At 29.6% G+C, this 20,524-nt stretch carries 19 protein-coding genes and 1 other annotated feature; of the genes, 16 read left to right on the top strand and 3 right to left on the bottom strand.

Translation table 11 applies throughout. The features are described 5' to 3' along the window. Positions 1–54 precede the first annotated feature (54 nt). The 3 genes from HMPREF9630_RS09145 to HMPREF9630_RS09135 all read right to left on the bottom strand — a co-directional run bounded on the left by HMPREF9630_RS09145 (position 55) and on the right by HMPREF9630_RS09135 (position 3,485). On the bottom strand, positions 55–1,263 hold the full coding sequence (locus HMPREF9630_RS09145) for a DUF1015 domain-containing protein (protein ID WP_009528106.1): 1,209 nt from the start codon (positions 1,261–1,263) through the stop codon (positions 55–57). Positions 1,264–1,306: 43 nt separating this feature from the next. Then, entirely contained in the window at positions 1,307–2,203 is an 897-nt protein-coding gene (locus tag HMPREF9630_RS09140) for an NAD(P)-dependent oxidoreductase (RefSeq protein ID WP_009528105.1), read from the bottom strand. A gap of 211 nt (positions 2,204–2,414) precedes the next feature. Continuing rightward, positions 2,415–3,485 carry a pyridoxal-phosphate-dependent aminotransferase family protein gene (locus tag HMPREF9630_RS09135; protein ID WP_009528104.1) on the bottom strand — a complete coding sequence of 357 codons (1,071 nt, stop codon included), beginning with the start codon at positions 3,483–3,485 and terminating at the stop codon, positions 2,415–2,417. Between the two features lie 186 nt (positions 3,486–3,671). Next, positions 3,672–3,944, bottom strand: a binding site (T-box leader). A gap of 237 nt (positions 3,945–4,181) precedes the next feature. Here HMPREF9630_RS09135 and rsmB point away from each other — a divergent pair. The 16 genes from rsmB (at position 4,182) to HMPREF9630_RS09055 (ending at position 20,380) form a co-directional block, all read left to right on the top strand. Then, on the top strand, positions 4,182–5,492 hold the full coding sequence (rsmB, locus tag HMPREF9630_RS09130) for a 16S rRNA (cytosine(967)-C(5))-methyltransferase RsmB (protein WP_009528103.1): 1,311 nt from the start codon (positions 4,182–4,184) through the stop codon (positions 5,490–5,492). A gap of 185 nt (positions 5,493–5,677) precedes the next feature. Next, positions 5,678–6,715: a dual-specificity RNA methyltransferase RlmN gene (gene rlmN, locus HMPREF9630_RS09125; RefSeq protein ID WP_176662137.1), complete on the top strand. Its 1,038-nt coding sequence runs from the start codon at positions 5,678–5,680 to the stop codon at positions 6,713–6,715. Further along, positions 6,712–7,449, top strand: coding sequence for a Stp1/IreP family PP2C-type Ser/Thr phosphatase (locus HMPREF9630_RS09120; protein ID WP_009528101.1), 738 nt, complete (start codon positions 6,712–6,714; stop codon positions 7,447–7,449). Before rlmN ends, HMPREF9630_RS09120 begins: the two co-directional genes overlap by 4 nt. Before the next feature lie 24 nt (positions 7,450–7,473). Next, positions 7,474–9,402, top strand: a complete 1,929-nt coding sequence (gene pknB, locus HMPREF9630_RS09115; protein ID WP_009528100.1) for a Stk1 family PASTA domain-containing Ser/Thr kinase — start codon at positions 7,474–7,476, stop codon at positions 9,400–9,402. A gap of 197 nt (positions 9,403–9,599) precedes the next feature. After that, on the top strand, positions 9,600–10,517 hold the full coding sequence (rsgA, locus tag HMPREF9630_RS09110; RefSeq protein ID WP_009528099.1) for a ribosome small subunit-dependent GTPase A: 918 nt from the start codon (positions 9,600–9,602) through the stop codon (positions 10,515–10,517). Beyond that, positions 10,517–11,173 (top strand): ribulose-phosphate 3-epimerase, encoded by a 657-nt coding sequence (gene rpe / locus HMPREF9630_RS09105; RefSeq protein ID WP_009528098.1) that lies wholly within the window; start codon positions 10,517–10,519, stop codon positions 11,171–11,173. Before rsgA ends, rpe begins: the two co-directional genes overlap by 1 nt. 25 nt (positions 11,174–11,198) lie before the next feature. Next, the gene (locus HMPREF9630_RS09100) at positions 11,199–11,840 is read left to right on the top strand and encodes a thiamine diphosphokinase (protein ID WP_009528097.1); all 642 of its coding nucleotides are present in this window, start codon (positions 11,199–11,201) and stop codon (positions 11,838–11,840) included. 221 nt (positions 11,841–12,061) lie between these two features. Further along, positions 12,062–12,616 carry a 16S rRNA (guanine(966)-N(2))-methyltransferase RsmD gene (gene rsmD, locus HMPREF9630_RS09095; RefSeq protein ID WP_009528096.1) on the top strand — a complete coding sequence of 185 codons (555 nt, stop codon included), beginning with the start codon at positions 12,062–12,064 and terminating at the stop codon, positions 12,614–12,616. A 10-nt stretch (positions 12,617–12,626) separates the two neighbouring features. Next, on the top strand, positions 12,627–13,109 hold the full coding sequence (gene coaD / locus HMPREF9630_RS09090; RefSeq protein ID WP_034911031.1) for a pantetheine-phosphate adenylyltransferase: 483 nt from the start codon (positions 12,627–12,629) through the stop codon (positions 13,107–13,109). Positions 13,110–13,206: 97 nt separating this feature from the next. After that, complete coding sequence (locus HMPREF9630_RS09085; RefSeq protein WP_009528094.1) at positions 13,207–13,671, top strand: hypothetical protein; 465 nt, start codon at positions 13,207–13,209, stop codon at positions 13,669–13,671. Positions 13,672–13,760: 89 nt separating this feature from the next. Further along, a complete protein-coding gene (locus tag HMPREF9630_RS09080) occupies positions 13,761–14,234 on the top strand; it encodes a hypothetical protein (protein ID WP_009528093.1) in 474 nt (157 codons plus the stop codon). Between the two features lie 211 nt (positions 14,235–14,445). Next, positions 14,446–14,838 carry a CoA-binding protein gene (locus HMPREF9630_RS09075; protein ID WP_009528092.1) on the top strand — a complete coding sequence of 131 codons (393 nt, stop codon included), beginning with the start codon at positions 14,446–14,448 and terminating at the stop codon, positions 14,836–14,838. 134 nt (positions 14,839–14,972) lie between these two features. After that, positions 14,973–15,716, top strand: coding sequence for an NAD(+) synthase (gene nadE, locus HMPREF9630_RS09070; RefSeq protein WP_009528091.1), 744 nt, complete (start codon positions 14,973–14,975; stop codon positions 15,714–15,716). A 328-nt stretch (positions 15,717–16,044) separates the two neighbouring features. Next, positions 16,045–17,592, top strand: a complete 1,548-nt coding sequence (locus tag HMPREF9630_RS09065; protein WP_009528090.1) for an L-lactate permease — start codon at positions 16,045–16,047, stop codon at positions 17,590–17,592. Between the two features lie 141 nt (positions 17,593–17,733). Further along, the gene (locus HMPREF9630_RS09060; protein ID WP_009528089.1) at positions 17,734–19,164 is read left to right on the top strand and encodes an FAD-binding oxidoreductase; all 1,431 of its coding nucleotides are present in this window, start codon (positions 17,734–17,736) and stop codon (positions 19,162–19,164) included. An 82-nt stretch (positions 19,165–19,246) separates the two neighbouring features. Beyond that, positions 19,247–20,380, top strand: coding sequence for an acyl-CoA dehydrogenase family protein (locus HMPREF9630_RS09055; RefSeq protein ID WP_009525055.1), 1,134 nt, complete (start codon positions 19,247–19,249; stop codon positions 20,378–20,380). Positions 20,381–20,524 lie beyond the last annotated feature (144 nt).

Genomic DNA, 20,524 nt, shown 5'->3' with positions numbered 1-20,524 from the left:
AATATCCGTTATTTTATTAAATTTTAGACTTAAAAGTTTTTATTATCCAATTTTTTAAAATTCGTGTATGAATAGACCGCTTCTTAGCTTAGGCTCAAACCAAGTGGATTTTGGAGGCATTATCGCATTTATATCACTTATGTTTTTTATCTGCTCAATTTGAGTAGGATACATTAAAAATACAATATTTCCATTTTTAAGCTCATCTATATTTTTCAGTGCGTTTGTACCGCCTACGAACTCAATATCATCTTCATTTTTTATATCTGTTATTTTAAATAAAGGTTCTATTATATTTTTGTGAAGTATTATAGTATCCAATGAGTTTATTGGATCTTTTTCGTCTATTATGCTTTTGTTTGCTGTGAGTTTATAAATTTTATTGTTTACTATCATTGTAAAGCTGTGTTTTTCAGTGGGAAAAGTTACTTTGTCATATAGTTGCACTTTGAAATTTGTTTTTATTTCTTTCAATATATTTTCAATATCATATTTTTCTAAGTTTTTTATAATTCTGTTATATGGTAATATTTTTAGCTCGTCCTCAAAAAATATAACTGCCATAAAATAGTTGAATTCACTATTTTTATCATAAGCAGGATTTTCTTGTCGTATTTTTAGTGCTACGTCTATGGATGATGCTGTTCTATGATGCCCGTCAGCTATATAAAGAGAGTTTACTTTCTTAAACAAGCTTTCGAGCTTATTTACAACTGTTTCGTCATCTATTTTCCATAAAATATGTCTTACATTATCTTCGCTTATAAAATCATATTCTTTTTGCTTGGTAAGTTTTGTATTATAAATTATTTTTTCAATTTCTGCATTTCTGTTTTGAAATAAAAATACAGGTTCAGTGTTGGCTTTACAAGTATAAAAGTTATTTATTCTGTCTATTTCTTTTTCTTTTAGAGTTTTTTCATGTTTTTTTACATTTCCTTTTATATATTCATCAATATTTATAGTTGCGACGATACCTGTTTGATTTATGTCTTTGAAAATTTCTTGATATATATAAAATGACTTTTTCTCATCTTGTATTAATAAATTTTCTTTTTTTAATTGTTCAAGGTTTTCTCTTGCTTTTTCGTAGATGTTTTCATCATATAAAGAGTCTGTCTTTATAACTTTGAAAAACAGATTTGTGTTATTTTGAATTGCAGTTTTTACCTGTGTATCGTTTACTACATCATAGGGCAAGGTAGAAAAATCTTTTACGAAATCTGCTTTCGGTCTTAATGCTTTGAATCCTCGTATATCCATAATATTCTCCAATTTTTAAATGAAAAATTTGATTATTTCTAAATTATATATTCATAAATTCTTTTACAATGTCAACTATTTCCATACCTATTTTTTGCTGTGCTTCATCGGTTGCACCGCCTAAGTGAGGGGATAAATATATCTTGTCATTTTGTATTAATTTTTCGTTTTCTATAGGTTCTTTTTTTAATACGTCCATAAAGCAGCCTGCAACTTTTCCGTTTTCTATGGCTGTTATAAGTGCATCTTCGTCCAAGTTATCACCTCTGGATGTGTTTACTATATAACAACCATCTTTCATAATATTGAACTCATTTGTAGATATGAAATTATCTCTTACAAACGGTGTGTGTATGCTTATAAAATCTGATGTTCTAAGTAAATCTTCAAGTGAAAGATAGGCATAATTTTCGCATTTATTCACAAATTTATCATAAAATACTACTTTCATACCGAGTGCATCGGCTTTTTTTGCAAGAAGTTTGCCGATATTACCCATACCTATTATGCCGAGTGTTTTGCCTTGTATTTCTATACCTTGATATTGTTTTTTGTTCCACTTTTTATTTTTGCAGGTAAAATTTGCTATAGGTATGAATCTTGCAAGTGAAACTATAGCGCCTATAACGAATTCTGCCACTGAATTGGCACTTGAATTGGGTGTGTTTCTTACAATGTATCCGTTGTTTTTGGCGTATTCAACATCGATATTGTCAAGTCCGACTCCTGCTCTTATGAGAAGTTTAAGCTTCGTATTTTTTGTCTTTTCGAGTATTTTGGAAGTCAATTTTGTAGCAGAACGTATTATGACAATATCGACTTCTTTGAGTTTGTTTATCAGCAGTTCGTCATCATAATGATTCAAATCTATTTCTATATCAAGTTTTTTTAATTCTTCTACGGCTATATTGTCAAGTCCGTCATTTGCAAGTATTTTCATTTTAATTCTCCAATTTGTTTTATAATAAATAGAATTAATATTAATTTTAGTGGTTTTAAAAATATGATTTCAATGTATTGGTACTAAAATATAATAAAATAACAGATATTTTCAGTTTATAATCATCAAAAAATTAATTATTATTCCTTGTGATATCAATTAGTCAAACAGGTATTAGTATAAAAGATTAAAACCATTATGAAAATATAAATTAAAATCCTAAAATATTATCAATTTTGTTTAATAAATCTTGCATATCATCTATGTTAAAATCCGCCATATGTGCAATCCTGAAGGTTTTATCTTTTAAATCTCCATATCCGTTTCCAAGAAGTATGTCTTGTTTTTTTAATTCCTTTATAAGATTGGCAACATCTATATTTTTTGTATTTTTTATGCAAGTTACCGTATTTGATGCATATTTTTCTTCTTTTGCAAACAAATCAAAATGTTTTTTTGCCCAAGCTCTTACCAAATCAGCCATATTTTTATGGTTTTGTATTCTTTTTTCAAGAGTTTGCTCGTTTAATATATAATCTAACTGGAAGTTTGCAGCATACATTAAAGATAGAGCAGGTGTAGTAGGGTATTGGTTGTCCTTTTTGTCAATGAAGCTTTTAAGGTTTAAAAGATCGAAATAGCTTCCTCTATTTTCAACTTTTTTAGCTCTGTCTTCAGCTTTTGGAGAAAAAGTGCAAAATGCAAGTCCCGGAGGAAGACCTAATGATTTTTGTGAAGAAGTTATTGCTATATCAACGCCAAAGTCATCTGCATCAATTTTTACGCCACCGGCAGAGCTTACATAATCTACACAAAATATTACATCATCATATTTTTTTACTATTTCGCCTATTTCTTTTATAGGGTTGGCAATTCCTGTTGTAGTTTCATTTCCTGTTACTGTTATAAGATCGTACTTTCCTGTTTTAAGCACTTCATCTACTTGCTCAGGAGTATTTATATCACCTAATTCTGATTTGAACAAATCAGCAGGAGTATTGTTGTTTATTGCCATTTTATACCATTTTTCGCCAAAATCACCTATTGCAAAACAAGCGGCTCTTTTTAATGTGCAAGATCTTATTGCACCTTCCATTAGACCACTGCCTGAAGAAGTAGACAGCAATACTTGATTTTTAGTGCCGAATATTTTTTGCATTTTTTCAGTTATGTCTTTTTGTAGTTTAGAGGCATCTTTTGTTCTATGCCCTATCATTTGTTTAGCCATCTCGTTTAAAACATCTTGTCTTACTGTAACTGGACCCGGAATAAAAAGTTTCATGGTTATATCTCCTTTAAATAATAATTATAAAATATGAAAAATATAACCGTCGACGGAAAATACAAGTATAACTAAAATATTTACTTGGGATATAATCTTAACATACTTGCAGAATAAACCTTGCTTAGCCCTGCAAGGAATATTCTTTGGGCTATTTTGTATATAAAAAAATCCCTCGGCTAAATGCCGAGGGACGAAATATTCGTGGTGCCACCCAAGTTCATTGAAGTAAAATTTTTGATAAATGAATTAAATAAATAGCTTTACTTCAATCTCAAATTCCTTAACGCAGAATATACGCATCAGTTAATGAATATTCTTATGCTCAGTTTTTTTAAAAATTATTATACCTTTCCTGATGTGGCAAAAAGTGGATTCTTCAGTTCATATATAATCTCGCACCAACCGATTACTCTCTGAAAAACTTACCTGAATACTATTCTTTTTTATGCCAATTTTTAATTATTTAAAGATGTATTATAATACTTTTTTTTTATTTGTCAATAGAAATTTTAAAAAAATGCAATTTTTTTGTGTAAAAATGTCAAAGTTATTATAAAGCAAGCTGAAAAATAGGTAGTTATAAAAGGCTTATATTCAAATATTTGGCAATTCTTGTATTATTTATCAAAATATGATAAAATATCAATGTTTTAAAAAGAGTTTTAATAGAATAAAAATTTTTTAGAGGAGTATATGGTTAATACAAGGCAGGTTATATATAAAATATTATATGACGTGAAATATGATAAAAAATATTCCAATATAACGATAAATGAAACATTTAAAAACGTTGATTTAGATTATGAAATGCGAGGTTTCATAACGTATATTGTCTATGGCGTTTTGAGCAATATAAATTATTTGGACTATTTTATAAAAAAATACAGCGATATAGCATTTTCAAAAATATCCAAAAAAGCTAAACTGATTCTTGAAATGGCATTTTTTGAAATAATTTTTATGAATTCATCTGTAAACTATGCGAGTGTAAATGAGAATGTAAAACTTGTGAAAAAATACGATAATAGGGCTAAGAGTTTTGTGAACGCAGTTCTTAGAAAGTTTACATCAGATGAAAACAATATAAAAAATGCTAAGAATTATGAGTTTTCGGATATAAAAGAAGACATAAAGTATATATCGACAAGATATAGTGTAAGTGATTATATAGCGCAAAGATTGCTTGACAATTACAAAAATAAATTTACAGAAGAACTTCTTATGTCAATGTCAGATACACCTAATATATTTATAAGAGGAAACAGATTAAAAACAGATATAGATGATTTAAAAAGAAATTTACAAAAATTAGGTAATAAGTTTGAAATTATAGATGAAGAAAATATGATAGTATCGCTTAAAAATTTTAAGGATATAAGTAAAAATGATATGTACAGAAACGGATTTTTTAGCGTTCAAGATTATGCCAGTATGAAAGCTGTACTTGCATTATCTCCTGAACCGTTTGAAAATGTGCTCGATATATGTGCGGCTCCTGGAGGAAAGTCTGTGTTTATGGCAGAACTTATGGGAAATAAGGGTAGTATAACAAGCCTTGATATATCATCAAAAAAACTCAAACTTTTAGAAGAACAGGCAAAAAGACTGGGAATAAATATAATAAAAACATATGTAAACGATGCGACTATATATAAAAGCGAATATAAAAATAAATTTGATAAGGTTTTGTGTGATGTGCCTTGTAGTGGTATAGGCATATTAAGGCGCAAACCAGAGATAAGATATAAAAAATTTGAGGATATACAAAACATTATAGATGTTCAAAAACAAATATTGAAAAACGCATCTTTATATCTAAAAAAAGACGGAATATTAGTGTACAGCACTTGTACTCTTGGAAAAGAAGAAAATAGTGATATTATAAGTGAATTTTTGAGTAAAAATATTAATTTTGAACTGATTTTTCAAAAAGAATATTATCCACACATAGATTCAACAGACGGTTTTTTTGTATGTAAGATGAGAAAGAATGAAGATTGTTAAAAATTTTAGTAATTAAATCAGTTTATAAACGCTAATATGCCAATAATTATTAAAAAAAGCAATATTAGAAATGTTATAAATTAAATAGTGCTTTTCTTAATAATTTATCTATAGATGAATAATATTAAACTGAAAGAATTACCAATTTATTAAAAATTTAGAGAAAAAATTAAATTATGGAAGATATGAAAAAAAATATATTAGATTTAAATATGAAAGAGTTTGAAGATATATTGATATCCAATTCTTTTGAAAAATATAGAGCAAAACAGATATATCCTTTAGTTTTTGATAAAATATCGTCATTTGATGAAATAAACAACATACCCAAAAAATTAAAGGAATTTTTGAATGAGAATTTTTGCGTAAATCCTGTGTCTATATATAAAAAATTACAATCGCAAAAGGATTATACTAAAAAATATCTTATGAAATTAGATGACGATAATATAATAGAGTCCGTACTTATGAAATATAAGTTCGGATTATCGGCTTGTATATCTTCTCAGGTAGGCTGTCTTATGGGATGTACATTTTGTGCATCAACGGTAAATTCAAAGATAAGAGATTTGACAGCAGGAGAAATGATAGGTCAGATAGTATCTATGTCAAAAGATGCGTCGCAGAGAATTTCAAATATAGTTATAATGGGAAGCGGAGAGCCGTTTGATAATTACAACAATTTTATCAAGTTTTTAGAGTTGATAGGTGATGAAAACGGACTTAATATAGGTCAAAGACATATAACGGTTTCTACTTGTGGAATTGCAGATAAGATAAGAGATTTTGCAGATAGAAAAATGCAAATAAACCTCGCTATATCCTTACATTCTCCATATCAAGAAAAAAGAGAGAATATAATGCCTATTTCAAGAAAATTTTCTTTGGAAGAACTTATAAAATCAACAGACTATTATATAAAAAAGACAAATAGGCGTATAACTTATGAGTATGCGATAATAAAAAATGTAAACGATTCTGAAAAAGATGCTTTGGCTTTATCCAAACTTATAGGTCATCAATTATGCCATGTAAATATAATACCTGTAAATAGTGCATCTCATAATGATTATGAAAAACCGAATGAGCAAAAAATAAAGAAATTTTTGAAGATTTTATCTGATAACCATATAAATGCAACTGTAAGAAGAGAAATGGGCAGTGATATAAACGGTGCTTGCGGACAACTGAGAATATCAACTATTTCAAAGGAGAACTTATGATTTATTTTTCATTAACGGATATTGGTCAAAGGCATGAAAAAAATGAAGACAGTTTTTTTGCAAATATCAAAGAATATAATAATGTGCCTGTGGGGCTGTTTATAATAGCTGACGGCTTGGGAGGCTACAATTATGGAGAATATGCAAGTGCAAAATGTGTTGAAGTGGTAAAAGATATAATTGATGAACACATGTACAATATGAATTTTGGAAACTTAGAAGATGATTATGTAAAATCCGTAATATGTAATTCTATAAAAATAGCAAATGATGTAATATTTGAAAATTCAAATAAAATCCTTATGGGGACTACTTTGGTTTGTGCTCTTATAATAAATGAAAAATTGTATGTGGCGAATGTAGGTGATTCAAGAGCATATATGATGAGTGAAAATAATCTTGTACAAATAACTAAGGATAATTCATATGTTCAACATTTATTGGATGAAGGCTTTATTGATGAAAAAGAGGCAAGAACTCATAAAGACAGAAATAAAATAACAAGAGCGGTGGGCTTTGAAGAACAAGTAGAAGTAGATTTTTATGTAAGAGAAGTTCAAAAAGATGATAAAATTCTTTTATGTTCTGACGGTCTTACAACAATGGTTGAAGATGAAGTTATAAAAAATATGTTGAAAAATTCCAAGCCGAAAGATATCTGTGAAGAGCTTGTAAGATTAGCAAATGATAATGGTGGAAGAGATAATATAACCGTAATCAGTATTATTATATAAATTCAACGTATATGGAGAATACTTATGGACAAAATAATATTAGGAAATAGATATGAACTCCTTGAAAAAATAGCAGATGGAGGAATGTCTACTGTATATAAAGCTTATTGTCATACGCTTAACAGGATAGTTGCAGTAAAGATATTAAAATCTGAATTTTCTAAAGATGAAGAATTTTTAATAAAATTTAATAATGAAGCAAAGGCGGCTGCGTCTCTTAATCATGCGAATATAATAAATATATATGATGTATGTCAGGAAGATGACATTGCTTATATAGTTATGGAATATGTTGATGGGATAAATTTAAAGCAACTGATAAGCAAAAAAGGAAAATTCAGTGAAAAAGAAGCACTTGATATATTAAGACAGATATGTTTAGCTTTGAGAGATGCTCATAAAAATAAGATTGTGCACAGAGATATAAAACCGCATAATATTATGATAAATAAAGATAATATAGTAAAGGTAGGAGATTTTGGGATTGCAAAAGCAACTACATCTGCGACAATCACAACAGTAGGAGGAGTTATAGGCTCTGTTCATTATTTTTCTCCTGAACAGGCAAGAGGAGGATATATGGATGAGCGTTCAGATATATATTCATTAGGTGTTGTGTTTTATGAACTCTTGACAGGAAAGATACCATATGACGGAGATAGCCCTATAAATGTAGCTTTAAAACATTTACATGAGAATATAACAATACCTGAAGAATATAAAGATAAAATATCGCCTTCTATTCAAAATATGTTGCTTAAAATGACACAAAAAAATATGGATAAGCGATATACATCAGTTGACCAAATAATATCAGATATAGATAAAATTCAAGATGGCAATTCAAATATAAATTATTTTGACAGAGATGATGACTTTAATACAAGAATAATAAAACTTCCTAAAGAAGAAGTGAATGAAGGTATAAATAAAAATAAATCAAAAGTAAAAAAACGCAGAATAAAAAAATTGCCTGTAACAATATTAGGTATAACCGTAATACTTGTAGTTATGTTTGCAATATTACTTATAAATGGAGGCAATATATTTGATGCCATACACAATACAAACACAACTATAATACCGGATATAAAAGGAAAAACTATAATAGAGGCACAAAAAGACTTGGAAAAAAGTGACTTGAAATTGAAAATAATGTCTGAAAAGGAAGACGATACTCAAAAAGAAGGCACTATATTGGAGCAAAACCCTGAATCAGGTGTAAAAATGAGAAAGGGCGAAGAAGTGTCAGTTGTAGTTGCAAAAGAGCCTCAAAATATTGTGATAGTACCAAGTGTATTGGATAAAGAAGAAAAAGAAGCAAAATCTATTTTGGAACAAGCAAATTTAAAACCAAGTGTAGATTATGAATTTAATGATAATGTGGAAAAGAATCATGTCATATCCCAAGACCCGAGTTCAGATGTAAAGGCGAAGATAGATGATGTAGTAAAATTGAAAGTCAGTAAAGGAAAAGAAGTAAAACAGGAAAAAATACCTTCATTTATAGGTATGAGTTTGGATTATGTAGAGTCTAATATAGGTAATTTTAAAGTAGGCAATGTGAGTTATGAAGAAGATACATCAAAAAAAGAGGGTATAGTACTACACCAAAATCCAAAAGCAAATACCACTCATGATGTTGGTACAGAGATTGACTTTGTCATAAATAAATTGTCGAAGACCAACAACGAAAACAATACAAGCAACGTATCTGATTTGCAAATACCCGTATCTAAGACTATAACCTTGGTTTTACCTCAAAAAGACAATTTATTGTTGTCAGTACTTGATAAATTGGATAATGCGGTAGTTTATACTACAACAATTTCAACGGCTGTCAACCAAAATGTAGATATAACATTATCAGCTTATTTAGGTCAGACAAAAGTCTATGATATATATATAAACGGAGAATATTATTCTACTACAGGAGAAATTGTGTTCAATTAAAAATTTAATTTTAAATTTTTATAATTATACTTGTAATAATACTAACTACTATTTAAATTAGAATGTGTTCAAATATATTAAAAAATACATGTATTTTAAATGATGGTATAAATCCTGTTCAAAAACTGAATATAAAGATATTGTTTTACTTGCATATTCTTATTTATAATAGTTTTGTTATACAAGTTGTTTAATTAGTGAAGAATTATGAAAGATGGAGGGAAATTATCAAAGGTCTTGTAATAAAAAAAATAGCAGATTTTTTCTATGTTGAAACTGAAACAGAGGTTTATGAATCAAAACCTAGAGGAAGTTTTAAAAAAGATAAACAAAACATAATAGTCGGAGATTATGTAGATATATCTATCTTAGATGAAGAGAATAAAAAAGCGGTTGTGGAAAAAGTGTATAATAGAAAAAATATGCTGATTCGTCCGTCTATTGCAAACATAACAAAAATGATATTGGTATTTTCTGTCAAAAATCCGAAATTAAATACATTTTTAATAGATAATTTTCTTGTGATAGCAGAAAAAGAGCAGATAGACGTAGTGATTTGTTTTTCAAAAATTGATTTGGATGAAGACAAAAATTATAAAGATATAGTAAAGGTATACCAAAATATAGGTTATCAAACAGTAGAAATATCATCTAATGATAATATAGGTATTGAGGATATAAAGCTCAAAATAAGTGGAAATATTACAGTTATAGCAGGACCTTCAGGTGCAGGAAAAAGTAGTCTTATAAACTGTATTTCAGACAGATTTTCACAAACAACTTCAGATATAAGTATGAAACTTCAAAAAGGAAAAAATACTACGACATATGCAACTTTGCTTGAGTTTGCCAAAAACTCATATATAGCGGATACACCTGGATTTACATCGCTTAAAATTACAGATATAGATAAATATGAGCTTAAAGATTATTTTTTGGAGTTCAAAAAATTTGAAGATGATTGTAAATTTGCAAGCAAGTGTCTACATGAGTACGAACCTTGTTGTGGTATAAAAAATGCAGTTCAAAATGGAGAAATTCAAAAATCAAGATATGATTCATATTTAAAAATTCTTAATGATATAAAAAATTTTGAAAAAAGGAGAAAGTATTAATGATTAAAATAGCTCCGTCAATATTGTCAGCTAATTTTGCCAATATTGAGAAAGATATAAAAACGGTTGAAAATGATACAAATTGTGAGTATCTTCACATAGATGTTATGGATGGAAATTTTGTGCCTAATATATCGATAGGTCAACCTTTTATAAAGTCTATAAGAAAAATAACTTCTATGAAATTTGATGTGCATTTGATGGTTGAAAAACCTGAAAGATATATAGAAGATTTTAAAAAGTGTGGGGCAGATATACTCACAATACATTTTGAATCTTGTGTTCACTTGCATAGAGCACTTGAACATATAAAATCTCTTGGAATGAAAGCCGGAGTAACACTTAATCCTTCAACTCCTATAGAGATGTTAAAACCGGTGCTTGACTTAGTGGATTTAGTGCTTGTGATGAGTGTAAATCCAGGATTTGGCGGACAAAGTTTCATTGAAAACAGCTTATATAAAATAGAAATGTTGTCAAAATGGAAAAAAGAGTATGGTTATGACTATATAATAGAAGTTGACGGAGGAATAAACGAAAAAACAATAAAAAAAGCAGTAAATGCAGGTGCAGAGTTGTTAGTGGCAGGTTCAGCAGTATTCAACGAAAAAGGCATAAAAGAAAATGTAGAAAATTTAGAAAAAATGTGCAGATAAATTAATTATTCAAGGTGACATATTTATGGGTTATGCAGTTCTTGTAGTAAATGGAAATATAGATGATATTACTTATTATAAAGATATATTGTCAAACGCTGAGGTTGTTGTTTGTGCTGATGGCGGGGCAAATCTGCTATATAAATATAAAATTCATACGGATTTTATTATAGGAGATTTAGACTCTATAAGTGAGGATACGCTGTCTTATTACAATTCACAAAATGTGGTTGTACATAAGTATCCGGTTAAAAAAAATAAGACAGACTCAGAAATATCAATAGATATTATAAAAAGCCTCGGCATGAATGAGATTGTTATGATAGGTGCAATCGGTAATAGAATAGACCACTTGCTTACAAATATAAATCTGCTTTATTATGCAGATAAATTGAATATAGATATGTCCATTTTAGATGAAAACAATGAAATAATTTTATTAAATAAAAAAGAAAATTTTATTGATACCTATGTAGGACAGACGATATCATTTGTAAGCATATCAGGTGATGTTTGCGGTATAAGTTTAAAAGGCTTTGAATATGAATTGCAAAACTATAACTTAAGTCATGATAGCAGTATACTCACATCTAATGTGGCAAAAAGTGAAAAAGTTTTTGTAAGCATAGAAAAAGGGAGTTTGCTTTGCATAAAAGTAAATGAATAAAATAATAAGCTTATACTGTTATCTGATGGAACATATGTTTTTTAAAATAAGTTTTATACTAATACCTGATAAAATAATAGGTAGATTTAACTTATAATCATTAAAAAATCAATTACCATTTTATGTATATATCTTAATTAAAACAGGTTTTAGTATTGATATTGATTAAAATATTTATTGTTCATCTTTTTAATTAATTTTAAATATAAAAAAGGGAATATATGAGAGTAATAAGTGGTAAATATAGAGGCAAAAAGTTATTATCACCAAAAGATGACTACATAAGGCCTACTACTGACAGAGTGAAGGAATCTATGTTTAATATGATACAAAACTATATATATGGCAGTAAGTTTTTAGACTTGTTTTCCGGAAGCGGTGCTATAGGTATAGAGGCATTTTCAAGAGATGCAAAACATATAACTATGGTAGAAAATGCCAAAGATTCATTAAAATTGATAAACGCAAATTTAAAATCCATAAATGTCAATAAGGATAACATAGAGCTTGTAAATAGAGATGTCATAGATTTTCTGAAAACATCAAGAGAAAAATATGATATAATATTTGCAGATCCTCCATATGATTATTCTAAAATAAATGAAATTATAAAAACAGTGTCAGATAATAAACTTTTAAGTGATAAGGGAATATTGATAATAGAAACTGAAAAAGATTTTACATTAGAGGGATGCTCCGATTTTATTATAGAAAAAGAGAAAATATATTCCATAAGTAAATTAACAGTGATGAAGATTAATAATTTGGAAAGGTAATGTGAAAATAATGGAGAAAATAGCAGTATATCCCGGAAGTTTTGACCCTATAACTAACGGACATATGGATATAATTACGAGAGCGTCAAAAATGTATGATAAGTTGGTAGTTGCAGTGCTTGTGAATAAACAAAAAAAATCGCTTTTTACGGTTGAAGAAAGGGTAGAACTTATAAAAAAAAGTACAGTAGATATACCAAACGTTGAAGTTGACAGTTTTTCTGGATTATTTGTAGATTATTGTACTCAGAAAGAAATACATATAGCTATAAGAGGGTTGAGAGCATTATCAGATTTTGATTTAGAACTTCAAATGGCGCATATGAATGATTTTTTGAGCAAAGGAAAAGTTGATACGGTATTTTTAGTTACAAGTACAAAACATTCTTATATAAGCTCAAGTACAGTTAAGGAAATAGCTATGTTTAGAGGAAGATGTTGTGATTTAGTGCCAAAGCCTGTATGTGATGAGCTTACAAAAAAGTTTTTATGAAATTAAAATTTAATCTAAATTTGATTGAAAAAAAGATAAAAAAATAGTATCATTGTTTTTAAGTAAGATAAAATATTAATATTAAGGAGAAAATCGTATGGCTGTTATAGATGGAGATATAATAAAGCGACTTGAAGAAATAGAAGAAATGTTGGATGAGGCTTCAAACATACCTTTCAGCAGGAAAGTTGCAGTAGACAAAGAATTGCTGTTAGAGATAGTAAAAGATATAAAAATAAGCCTGCCTAATCAATTTAAACAAGCTGAATGGGTAAACAAAGAGAAAGAAAAGATAATTGACGATGCCAAAAAACAAGCTGATTCAAAAATAGAAGAGGCTCAAAAATATGTAGATGAGAAGATACAAGACAGCGAAATAACAAAGCTGGCACAAGAAAATGCAAGAGCTATACAAGAAGAAGCAATTATGACATCTCAACAGATAAAAGAAGGCGCAAGAAACTATGCGATAGAAATGCTTACAAAATTGAATTCCAACATTGAGAAGATAAACTCAAGGATAGACAAAAATATAAAAGAATTAGAAGAATATGATTTATAAAAATAATTATATAAATTAATCCCTAAACTTTAAAAAAATTTTTACGATAACTACTATATGGTAGTAAAGATTCACAAGGAGGTGTGAGAATGAAAATACAGGATGTATTTGAAAGTGGCAGGGAAGATGATAAGACGATTATAATGCAGCGTCATAATGAGCTTATGAAAGAGATTAAGGAAAAGAAAAATTCCAAGATTGAAAGAAATGAAAATAAGTCATCTGTAGGAACAAACAGAGAAGATCAAGGTACAAACGCATACTTAGAGTCTCTGGAAAGGATAAAAGCTGCTGCAATAGCTGCAAGAATAGCAAGAGGGGAAGAAATTGCAAAGGCGCAAGAAGATTTTCTAAGCACTAAATATCCTGATATGCTAAGTGATGCTGAGATAGTTAAAAATAAAATCAATAATGTCATTAAAAAAATTGAAAGTACAAAAAGCAAAAAAGAGGCAGAAGAAATATTGCAAAAATTAGATGCAAGAATTTTGACATTACCACATGGCAGTGGAGACCGTACTGTTTTTGACACAGCTGTAAAAATCATAAAAGAAAAAAAATAATATGCTTTACTTGAGAGCCATATACAAATGTGTGGCTCTATTTTTATTTTTAAAATTTGTAAATTAAGATTTACAGTAATATAAAAATGGTATAAAATTATTCTATTAGTGATAAGTATTATTTAGAATTAGTGTTATCTTGAATTGTAAAAAGTATAAATATGAGCAATTGTAGTAAATTTATTTTAATCATTAACTTTGGAGGATAGCTATGAGTATAAAAAAAGAAATGTTAAGTAAAAAAAATTGGGCTATATACGGTATAACAGCAGATGCAGAAAAATTCGGTTATAAAATACCGGAAGTGATGAAAGAGAAAGGATACAACGTAATCGGAATAAACAAGAAGTATAAAGGTCAAGACATATTAGGTATAAAAGTGTACGGTTCATTAGAAGAAGTAACAGAAGAAGTGGAATGTATAGATGTGATAGTAAATCCTAATATATCAATGCTTGTAGTAGATGAAGCTATAAAAAAAGGAGTTAAAAATCTGTGGTTTCAGCCACATACATTTAATGAAGAAGTCATAGAAAAAGTAAAAAAAGCTGATATAAACTATGTAGATGATGATTGCGTATATGCTATATTAACAGGTGAATAAAACAAATCCTTATCTAATACTAAAGACCTTTTAAAAAAATATATATAATTGAGATAAATCAATAAATATAGCAAAACTATAAGGCATTTAAAATAGGTAATGGTGTAAAATTTATAAATGGAGCTTTTGAAATTATGGATAATAAAATACTGATAGATGAAATAGTAAATTGGTTGAAAATGCAAGTAAAATCATCCAATTCAAAGGGGCTGTTGGTAGGAATATCAGGAGGAATTGATTCTGCTGTGGTTGCGAATCTAATAAAATTAGCGTGTCCTGATAATTCGCTTGGAGTAATATTGCCTATAAATTCAAGTGAAAATAGTGTGGAAGATGCAAATTTACTTGTAAAACAATGTAAAATAAGCAGCCTAACTGTTGATATAAGTGAAGAACATTCAAAACTGTTTGAAAAATCTATGGAAAAATTAAAGAATATAGGGCTTTATAAAGATGAGTATTCAAGGATGACAGATGCAAATTTGAGGGCAAGACTTAGAATGTCAACTCTATATGCAATAGCAAATAATTTAGGATATATGGTAGTAGGTACGGACAATGCAGATGAAACATACACCGGATATTTTACCAAATATGGAGATGGTGGAGTGGACATTTTGCCGTTGAAAAAAATCTTCAAATCGGATGTATATGAAATGGGGAAAATATTAGGAGTTCCTCAAAGCATACTATCCAAAGCACCATCAGCAGATTTGTGGGAAAATCAAACAGATGAAGCGGAAATGGGAGTAAGCTATGACAGTATAGAAAAATATATGCGAGGAGAAAAAATATCTGAAAAAGATGAAAAAACAATATTGCTTTTACATCAAAAATCAGAACATAAGAGAAATCTACCACCATATTTTGAAATTTAATGTAATACTAAAATTTGTTTGACGAATGAACATAGATTAAAATAAATAATTTTTATAACAAAGAGCATTTAATTTTTGATGCTCTTTTTTTTTATTTTTAAAAGTTATATTTTTAACAATAAATATCGTTTATCTATAAAAAATAAAAAATATAAAAATTATTTATTGACTAAATATATTATAAATAAATAAAAGAATAAGATGAGAAAAAGTATTTTTAATATAAAGTGTTGTGAAAAAAATATCTATAGTTGACAAAAATAAAAATAAAGTTTTAAATATAAGTATCTGGTCTGACCTGTAACCAATTATTAATGGAGGTGATTTTGTGTTAAATTTTATTTTGGCATTATTACCAATAATATTTTTGATAATTGTGCTGAGCTATTTTAAAATGCCTGGTTTTAAGGCCTGTCCGATTGCCTTGATAATTGCAGCTTTAGAGGCACTTTTCATATGGAAACAACCTGCAAAAGATGTATTTACAGGTTTTCTTGAAGGAGCTGCTATGGCGTTGTGGCCTATATGTCTTGTAATTATTGCAGCCATATTTGTCTACAATCTTGTTGTACATACTAAGTATATGGAAGTAATCAAGCAAATGCTTGTTTCCGTATCTAAAGACAAACGTATTCTTGCCCTTATAATAGCATGGGGCTTTGGCGGATTTATGGAGGGCATGGCAGGTTTCGGAACAGCTGTTGCAATTCCGGCGGGTATACTTGTGGCTGTCGGGTTTGAACCTTTATTTGCCGCTATAATATGTTTGGTTGCAAATACTACACCCGTCGCATTCGGCTCAATAGGTATTCCGACAGTTACTGCAATAAAAGTAACTGAACTTGATCCTATAATGACAGGTACAAGTATAGTGTTACAATCAGGTATTATGAGTATACTGGTTCCGTTTTTTTTAGTCGCTATGATTGGAAAACAAAATGGAAAAGGTATTGGAGAATCATTCAAAGGAGTCTTTCTTACAACACTTATATCAGGCTTCAGTTTCTTTGTTCCACAATATTTTACAGCCAGATTTATTGGACCGGAGCTTCCATCTATAATAGGTTCTGTTTTTTGTATGGGGGTTACAATCGGTTGTGCCAAGATATTTATAGGAGATAAACAAAGTGATTTTGATTTACCTTCAGAGAAATCTAATGAGAGCATAGATTTAAATAAAGGACTTGTGGCTTGCAGTCCATTTATATTCGTTTTATTATTCTTGGTTATAACATCTTCATTATTCCCTGCAATAAGAGGACCTCTTGCAGTTGTAAAAACTGCAGTTCAAATTTATTCAGGAGAAGGAGCGAAACCATATGAATTTTCTTGGCTTATTACTCCGGGAGTACTTATAATATTAGCAGGGATATTAGGCGGTTTGATTCAAAAATGTTCTTTAGGAGAAATATTCGGTATATTGTTTTCTTCAGTAAAACAGATGGAAAAGACTATAATAACTATAGTTGCAGTAATTTCAACAGCTAAAATAATGGGATATTCAGGAATGACACAAGATATTGCAAACTTTATGGTTGCAACAACAGGTAATTTCTATCCGCTTATTGCTCCGCTTATAGGTGCAATAGGTACTTTTGTTACAGGAAGTTCAACATCAAGCAGTGTGTTGTTTTCAAAATTGCAGTATTCAACAGCTCAGACGCTCGGTATGAATCCGACATGGTTAGTTGCTGCAAATACATTAGGTTCTACAGCAGGAAAGATAGTTTCTCCTCAAAGTATAGCAGTAGCAACTGCAGCTGCCAATATAGTAGGTGAAGAAAGTAAAATATTAAACGGAGTAGTTAAATATTTTGTGATATTTGCTGTTATATATGGATTGGTTGTCTTTTTTGGAGCAAACTTGTTTATATAAGAAAAACTTGATTTCGACATAAATAATCAGAGCTTTAAATTTAAATCATTGTCTATAATTTTTGCACAATATTTTTTAAATATTTTGTTGCAATATAATATAGTATTGTTATTAAAAAAATAAAAAATGTAGGAGGGTAAAATGAGCGAAACTAAATACAATAAGGTGACTCCGGAAATTATAGAGGAGTTTAAAAAAATCGTACCCGGTAAGGTACATACAGCGGATGATATAAATGAAGATTATTCACACGATGAAATGCCTATTTATGGTAATGGATATCCTGACGTACTTATAGAAGCAACTAATACAGAAGATATAGCTAAGATAGTTAAAATATGTTATGACAACAATATAGTTATTATACCAAGAGGAGCCGGCACGGGTTTAACAGGAGCAGCTGTTGCTATGTATGGCGGTGTTATGCTCGATATGACTAAGATGAATAAAATTCTTGAATATGATAAAGAGAATTTTGTTGTGAAAGTTGAACCGGGAGTTCTTTTAAATGATTTGGCAGAGGATGCTTTAAAGCAAGGACTTTTATATCCGCCTGATCCGGGTGAAAAATTTGCAACTTTAGGTGGAAACGTGGCTACAAATGCAGGTGGAATGAGAGCTGTAAAATACGGTACTACAAGAGATTATGTTAGAGCTATGACAGTTGTATTGCCTACAGGTGAAATCATAAAATTAGGTGCTACAGTTTCAAAGACAAGTACAGGTTACAGTCTTATAAATCTTATGGTAGGTTCAGAAGGAACTCTTGGAATAATAACAGAGTTGACTCTTAAATTGATCCCTGCACCAAAAGAAACTATAAGTCTTATAGTTCCGTTTGAAAATTTGGATGACTGTATAGCAACTGTTCCACAAATATTCTTGAATCACTTGAATCCTCAAGCTGTAGAATTTATGGAAAAAGAAATAGTGCTTGCATCTGAGAGATATATAGGAAGAGCGGTATATCCGAAAGAGGTTGAAGGAGTAGATATAGGTGCATATCTTCTACTTACTTTTGACGGTGAAGATATGGCTCAATTAGAAGAAGTTACAGAAAGAGCAGCTGAAGTCGTATTGGAAGCCGGAGCAGTAGATGTTTTGGTGGCTGATACACCAACTAAGAAAAAAGATGCTTGGGCAGCAAGAAGTACATTCCTTGAAGCAATAGAAGCTGAAACTGAATTACTTGATGAGTGTGATGTCGTAGTTCCTGTTAATCAAATAGCTAACTATTTAAAATATGTATATGAAATCGGTGAAAAATACGATTTTACAGTTAAAAGCTTCGGCCATGCAGGAGATGGAAACCTACACATTTATACTTGTTCAAATGATATGCAACTTGATGAATTTAAGAAACAAGTAGCTGAGTTTTTCGATTATGCTTATAATAAGGCTGCTGAAATGGGCGGACTTATATCAGGAGAGCATGGTATAGGATTTGGTAAACGTGATTATTTGGCAAGCTTCTCAGGTGAAGTGCAAATGAGATTGATGAAGGGAATAAAAGAAACATTTGATCCTAAGATGATACTTAATCCAGGAAAAGTTTGCTACAAAGTTAATTAAAAAGTTGAGTGTGGTTTATAAACTAATTGAATAATTGTTTTAATATAAATTTTACAAAGTTAAAAATTAGGAGGTTATGATCATGGCATATATTATTTCTGATGAAGCGAAAGATTTATTGAAAGATATTAAAAAATTCTGTGATAACGAGGTAAGAGAACAAGCGAAAGAATATGATAAAACAGGCGAATGGCCAAAAGAAATATATGACAAGGCTATAGAACAAGGATATACAGCGCTTGAAGTACCGGAAGAATATGGTGGAATAGGTTTATCAAGAGTAGATATTGCGGCACTTATGGAAGAAATGGCAAAAGCTGACGCAGGTTTTGCAACAACTATATCAGCAAGCGGATTGGGAATGAAACCTGTGCTTATTGCAGGAAACGAAGAGCAAAAGAAAAAAGTTTGTGATATAATATTAAACGGCGGATTTGCTGCGTTTGCACTTACCGAACCGGGAGCAGGTTCTGATGCAGGTTCAGGAAAAACAACAGCAGTAAAAGACGGAGATTATTATGTATTAAACGGTAGAAAATGCTTCATAACGAATGGGGAAATGGCTGATTTTTATTGTGTTACAGCTATGACAGACAAAGAAGCCGGCTTAAAAGGAATATCAATGTTCTTGGTAGAAAAAGGAACACCCGGATTAAGCACAGGTCACCATGAAGATAAAATGGGTATAAGAGGTTCAAATACTTGTGATGTAGTATTTGAAGATTGTAAAATACCTGCATCAAACTTAATAGGACAAGAAGGCAAAGGATTTAAAATTGCAATGCAAACATTGGATCAAGCAAGAACTTGGATGGGTTGTGTAGCTACAGGTATAGCTCAAAGAGCTATGGAGGAAGCAATAGCTTACACAAAAGAAAGAAAACAATTTGGAAAACCTATAATCAAAAATCAAGCTATACATTTCAAAATTGCAGACATGGAAATAAAAATTGAAACAGCTCGTCAAATGGTAGCGCATGCGCTTACAAAAATGGATATGGGATTGCCGTTCAGCATGGAATCAGCAATAGCAAAATGCTATGCGTCAGATATAGCAATGCAAGTAGCAAGTGAAGCTATACAATCATTTGGCGGATACGGTTATTCAAGGGAATATCCTGTAGAAAAACTTTTAAGAGATGCAAAAATATTCCAAATATTTGAAGGAACAAATGAAATATTAAGAATAGTAGTAGGTAACAATATAATAGCATAGAGATTTAAAAAAATTAAAATATAATTCAAATATTATTTAATCAAATTGGTTTTGTTTGATTATGTTTTAAGACAGACGTATGGATGATTTTTGCTTAAAAAATAATAGCCCTTGTAGATGATTTATTTACGTATTTTTTATAAA

Origin of the sequence: Peptoanaerobacter stomatis (assembly GCF_000238095.2) — a bacterium.
Classification (GTDB): Bacteria; Bacillota; Clostridia; order Peptostreptococcales; family Filifactoraceae; genus Peptoanaerobacter; species Peptoanaerobacter stomatis_A.
The sequence above is the reverse complement of the archived record's forward strand: the minus strand, read 5'-3'. Positions and strand labels throughout refer to the sequence as shown.

Excerpts from the sequence above, each read along its gene's own strand:
- HMPREF9630_RS09135 (WP_009528104.1), bottom strand. The coding sequence starts at position 3,485 with ATGAAACTTTTTATTCCGGGTCCAGTTACAGTAAGACAAGATGTTTTA.
- nadE (WP_009528091.1), top strand. The coding sequence starts at position 14,973 with ATGGATAATAAAATACTGATAGATGAAATAGTAAATTGGTTGAAAATG.
- HMPREF9630_RS09145 (WP_009528106.1), bottom strand. The coding sequence starts at position 1,263 with ATGGATATACGAGGATTCAAAGCATTAAGACCGAAAGCAGATTTCGTA.
- coaD (WP_034911031.1), top strand. The coding sequence starts at position 12,627 with ATGGAGAAAATAGCAGTATATCCCGGAAGTTTTGACCCTATAACTAAC.
- HMPREF9630_RS09120 (WP_009528101.1), top strand. The coding sequence starts at position 6,712 with ATGATTTATTTTTCATTAACGGATATTGGTCAAAGGCATGAAAAAAAT.
- rlmN (WP_176662137.1), top strand. The coding sequence starts at position 5,678 with ATGAAAAAAAATATATTAGATTTAAATATGAAAGAGTTTGAAGATATA.
- rsmD (WP_009528096.1), top strand. The coding sequence starts at position 12,062 with ATGAGAGTAATAAGTGGTAAATATAGAGGCAAAAAGTTATTATCACCA.
- HMPREF9630_RS09100 (WP_009528097.1), top strand. The coding sequence starts at position 11,199 with ATGGGTTATGCAGTTCTTGTAGTAAATGGAAATATAGATGATATTACT.
- HMPREF9630_RS09140 (WP_009528105.1), bottom strand. The coding sequence starts at position 2,203 with ATGAAAATACTTGCAAATGACGGACTTGACAATATAGCCGTAGAAGAA.
- pknB (WP_009528100.1), top strand. The coding sequence starts at position 7,474 with ATGGACAAAATAATATTAGGAAATAGATATGAACTCCTTGAAAAAATA.
- rpe (WP_009528098.1), top strand. The coding sequence starts at position 10,517 with ATGATTAAAATAGCTCCGTCAATATTGTCAGCTAATTTTGCCAATATT.
- HMPREF9630_RS09085 (WP_009528094.1), top strand. The coding sequence starts at position 13,207 with ATGGCTGTTATAGATGGAGATATAATAAAGCGACTTGAAGAAATAGAA.
- HMPREF9630_RS09075 (WP_009528092.1), top strand. The coding sequence starts at position 14,446 with ATGAGTATAAAAAAAGAAATGTTAAGTAAAAAAAATTGGGCTATATAC.
- HMPREF9630_RS09055 (WP_009525055.1), top strand. The coding sequence starts at position 19,247 with ATGGCATATATTATTTCTGATGAAGCGAAAGATTTATTGAAAGATATT.
- HMPREF9630_RS09060 (WP_009528089.1), top strand. The coding sequence starts at position 17,734 with ATGAGCGAAACTAAATACAATAAGGTGACTCCGGAAATTATAGAGGAG.
- HMPREF9630_RS09080 (WP_009528093.1), top strand. The coding sequence starts at position 13,761 with ATGAAAATACAGGATGTATTTGAAAGTGGCAGGGAAGATGATAAGACG.
- rsmB (WP_009528103.1), top strand. The coding sequence starts at position 4,182 with ATGGTTAATACAAGGCAGGTTATATATAAAATATTATATGACGTGAAA.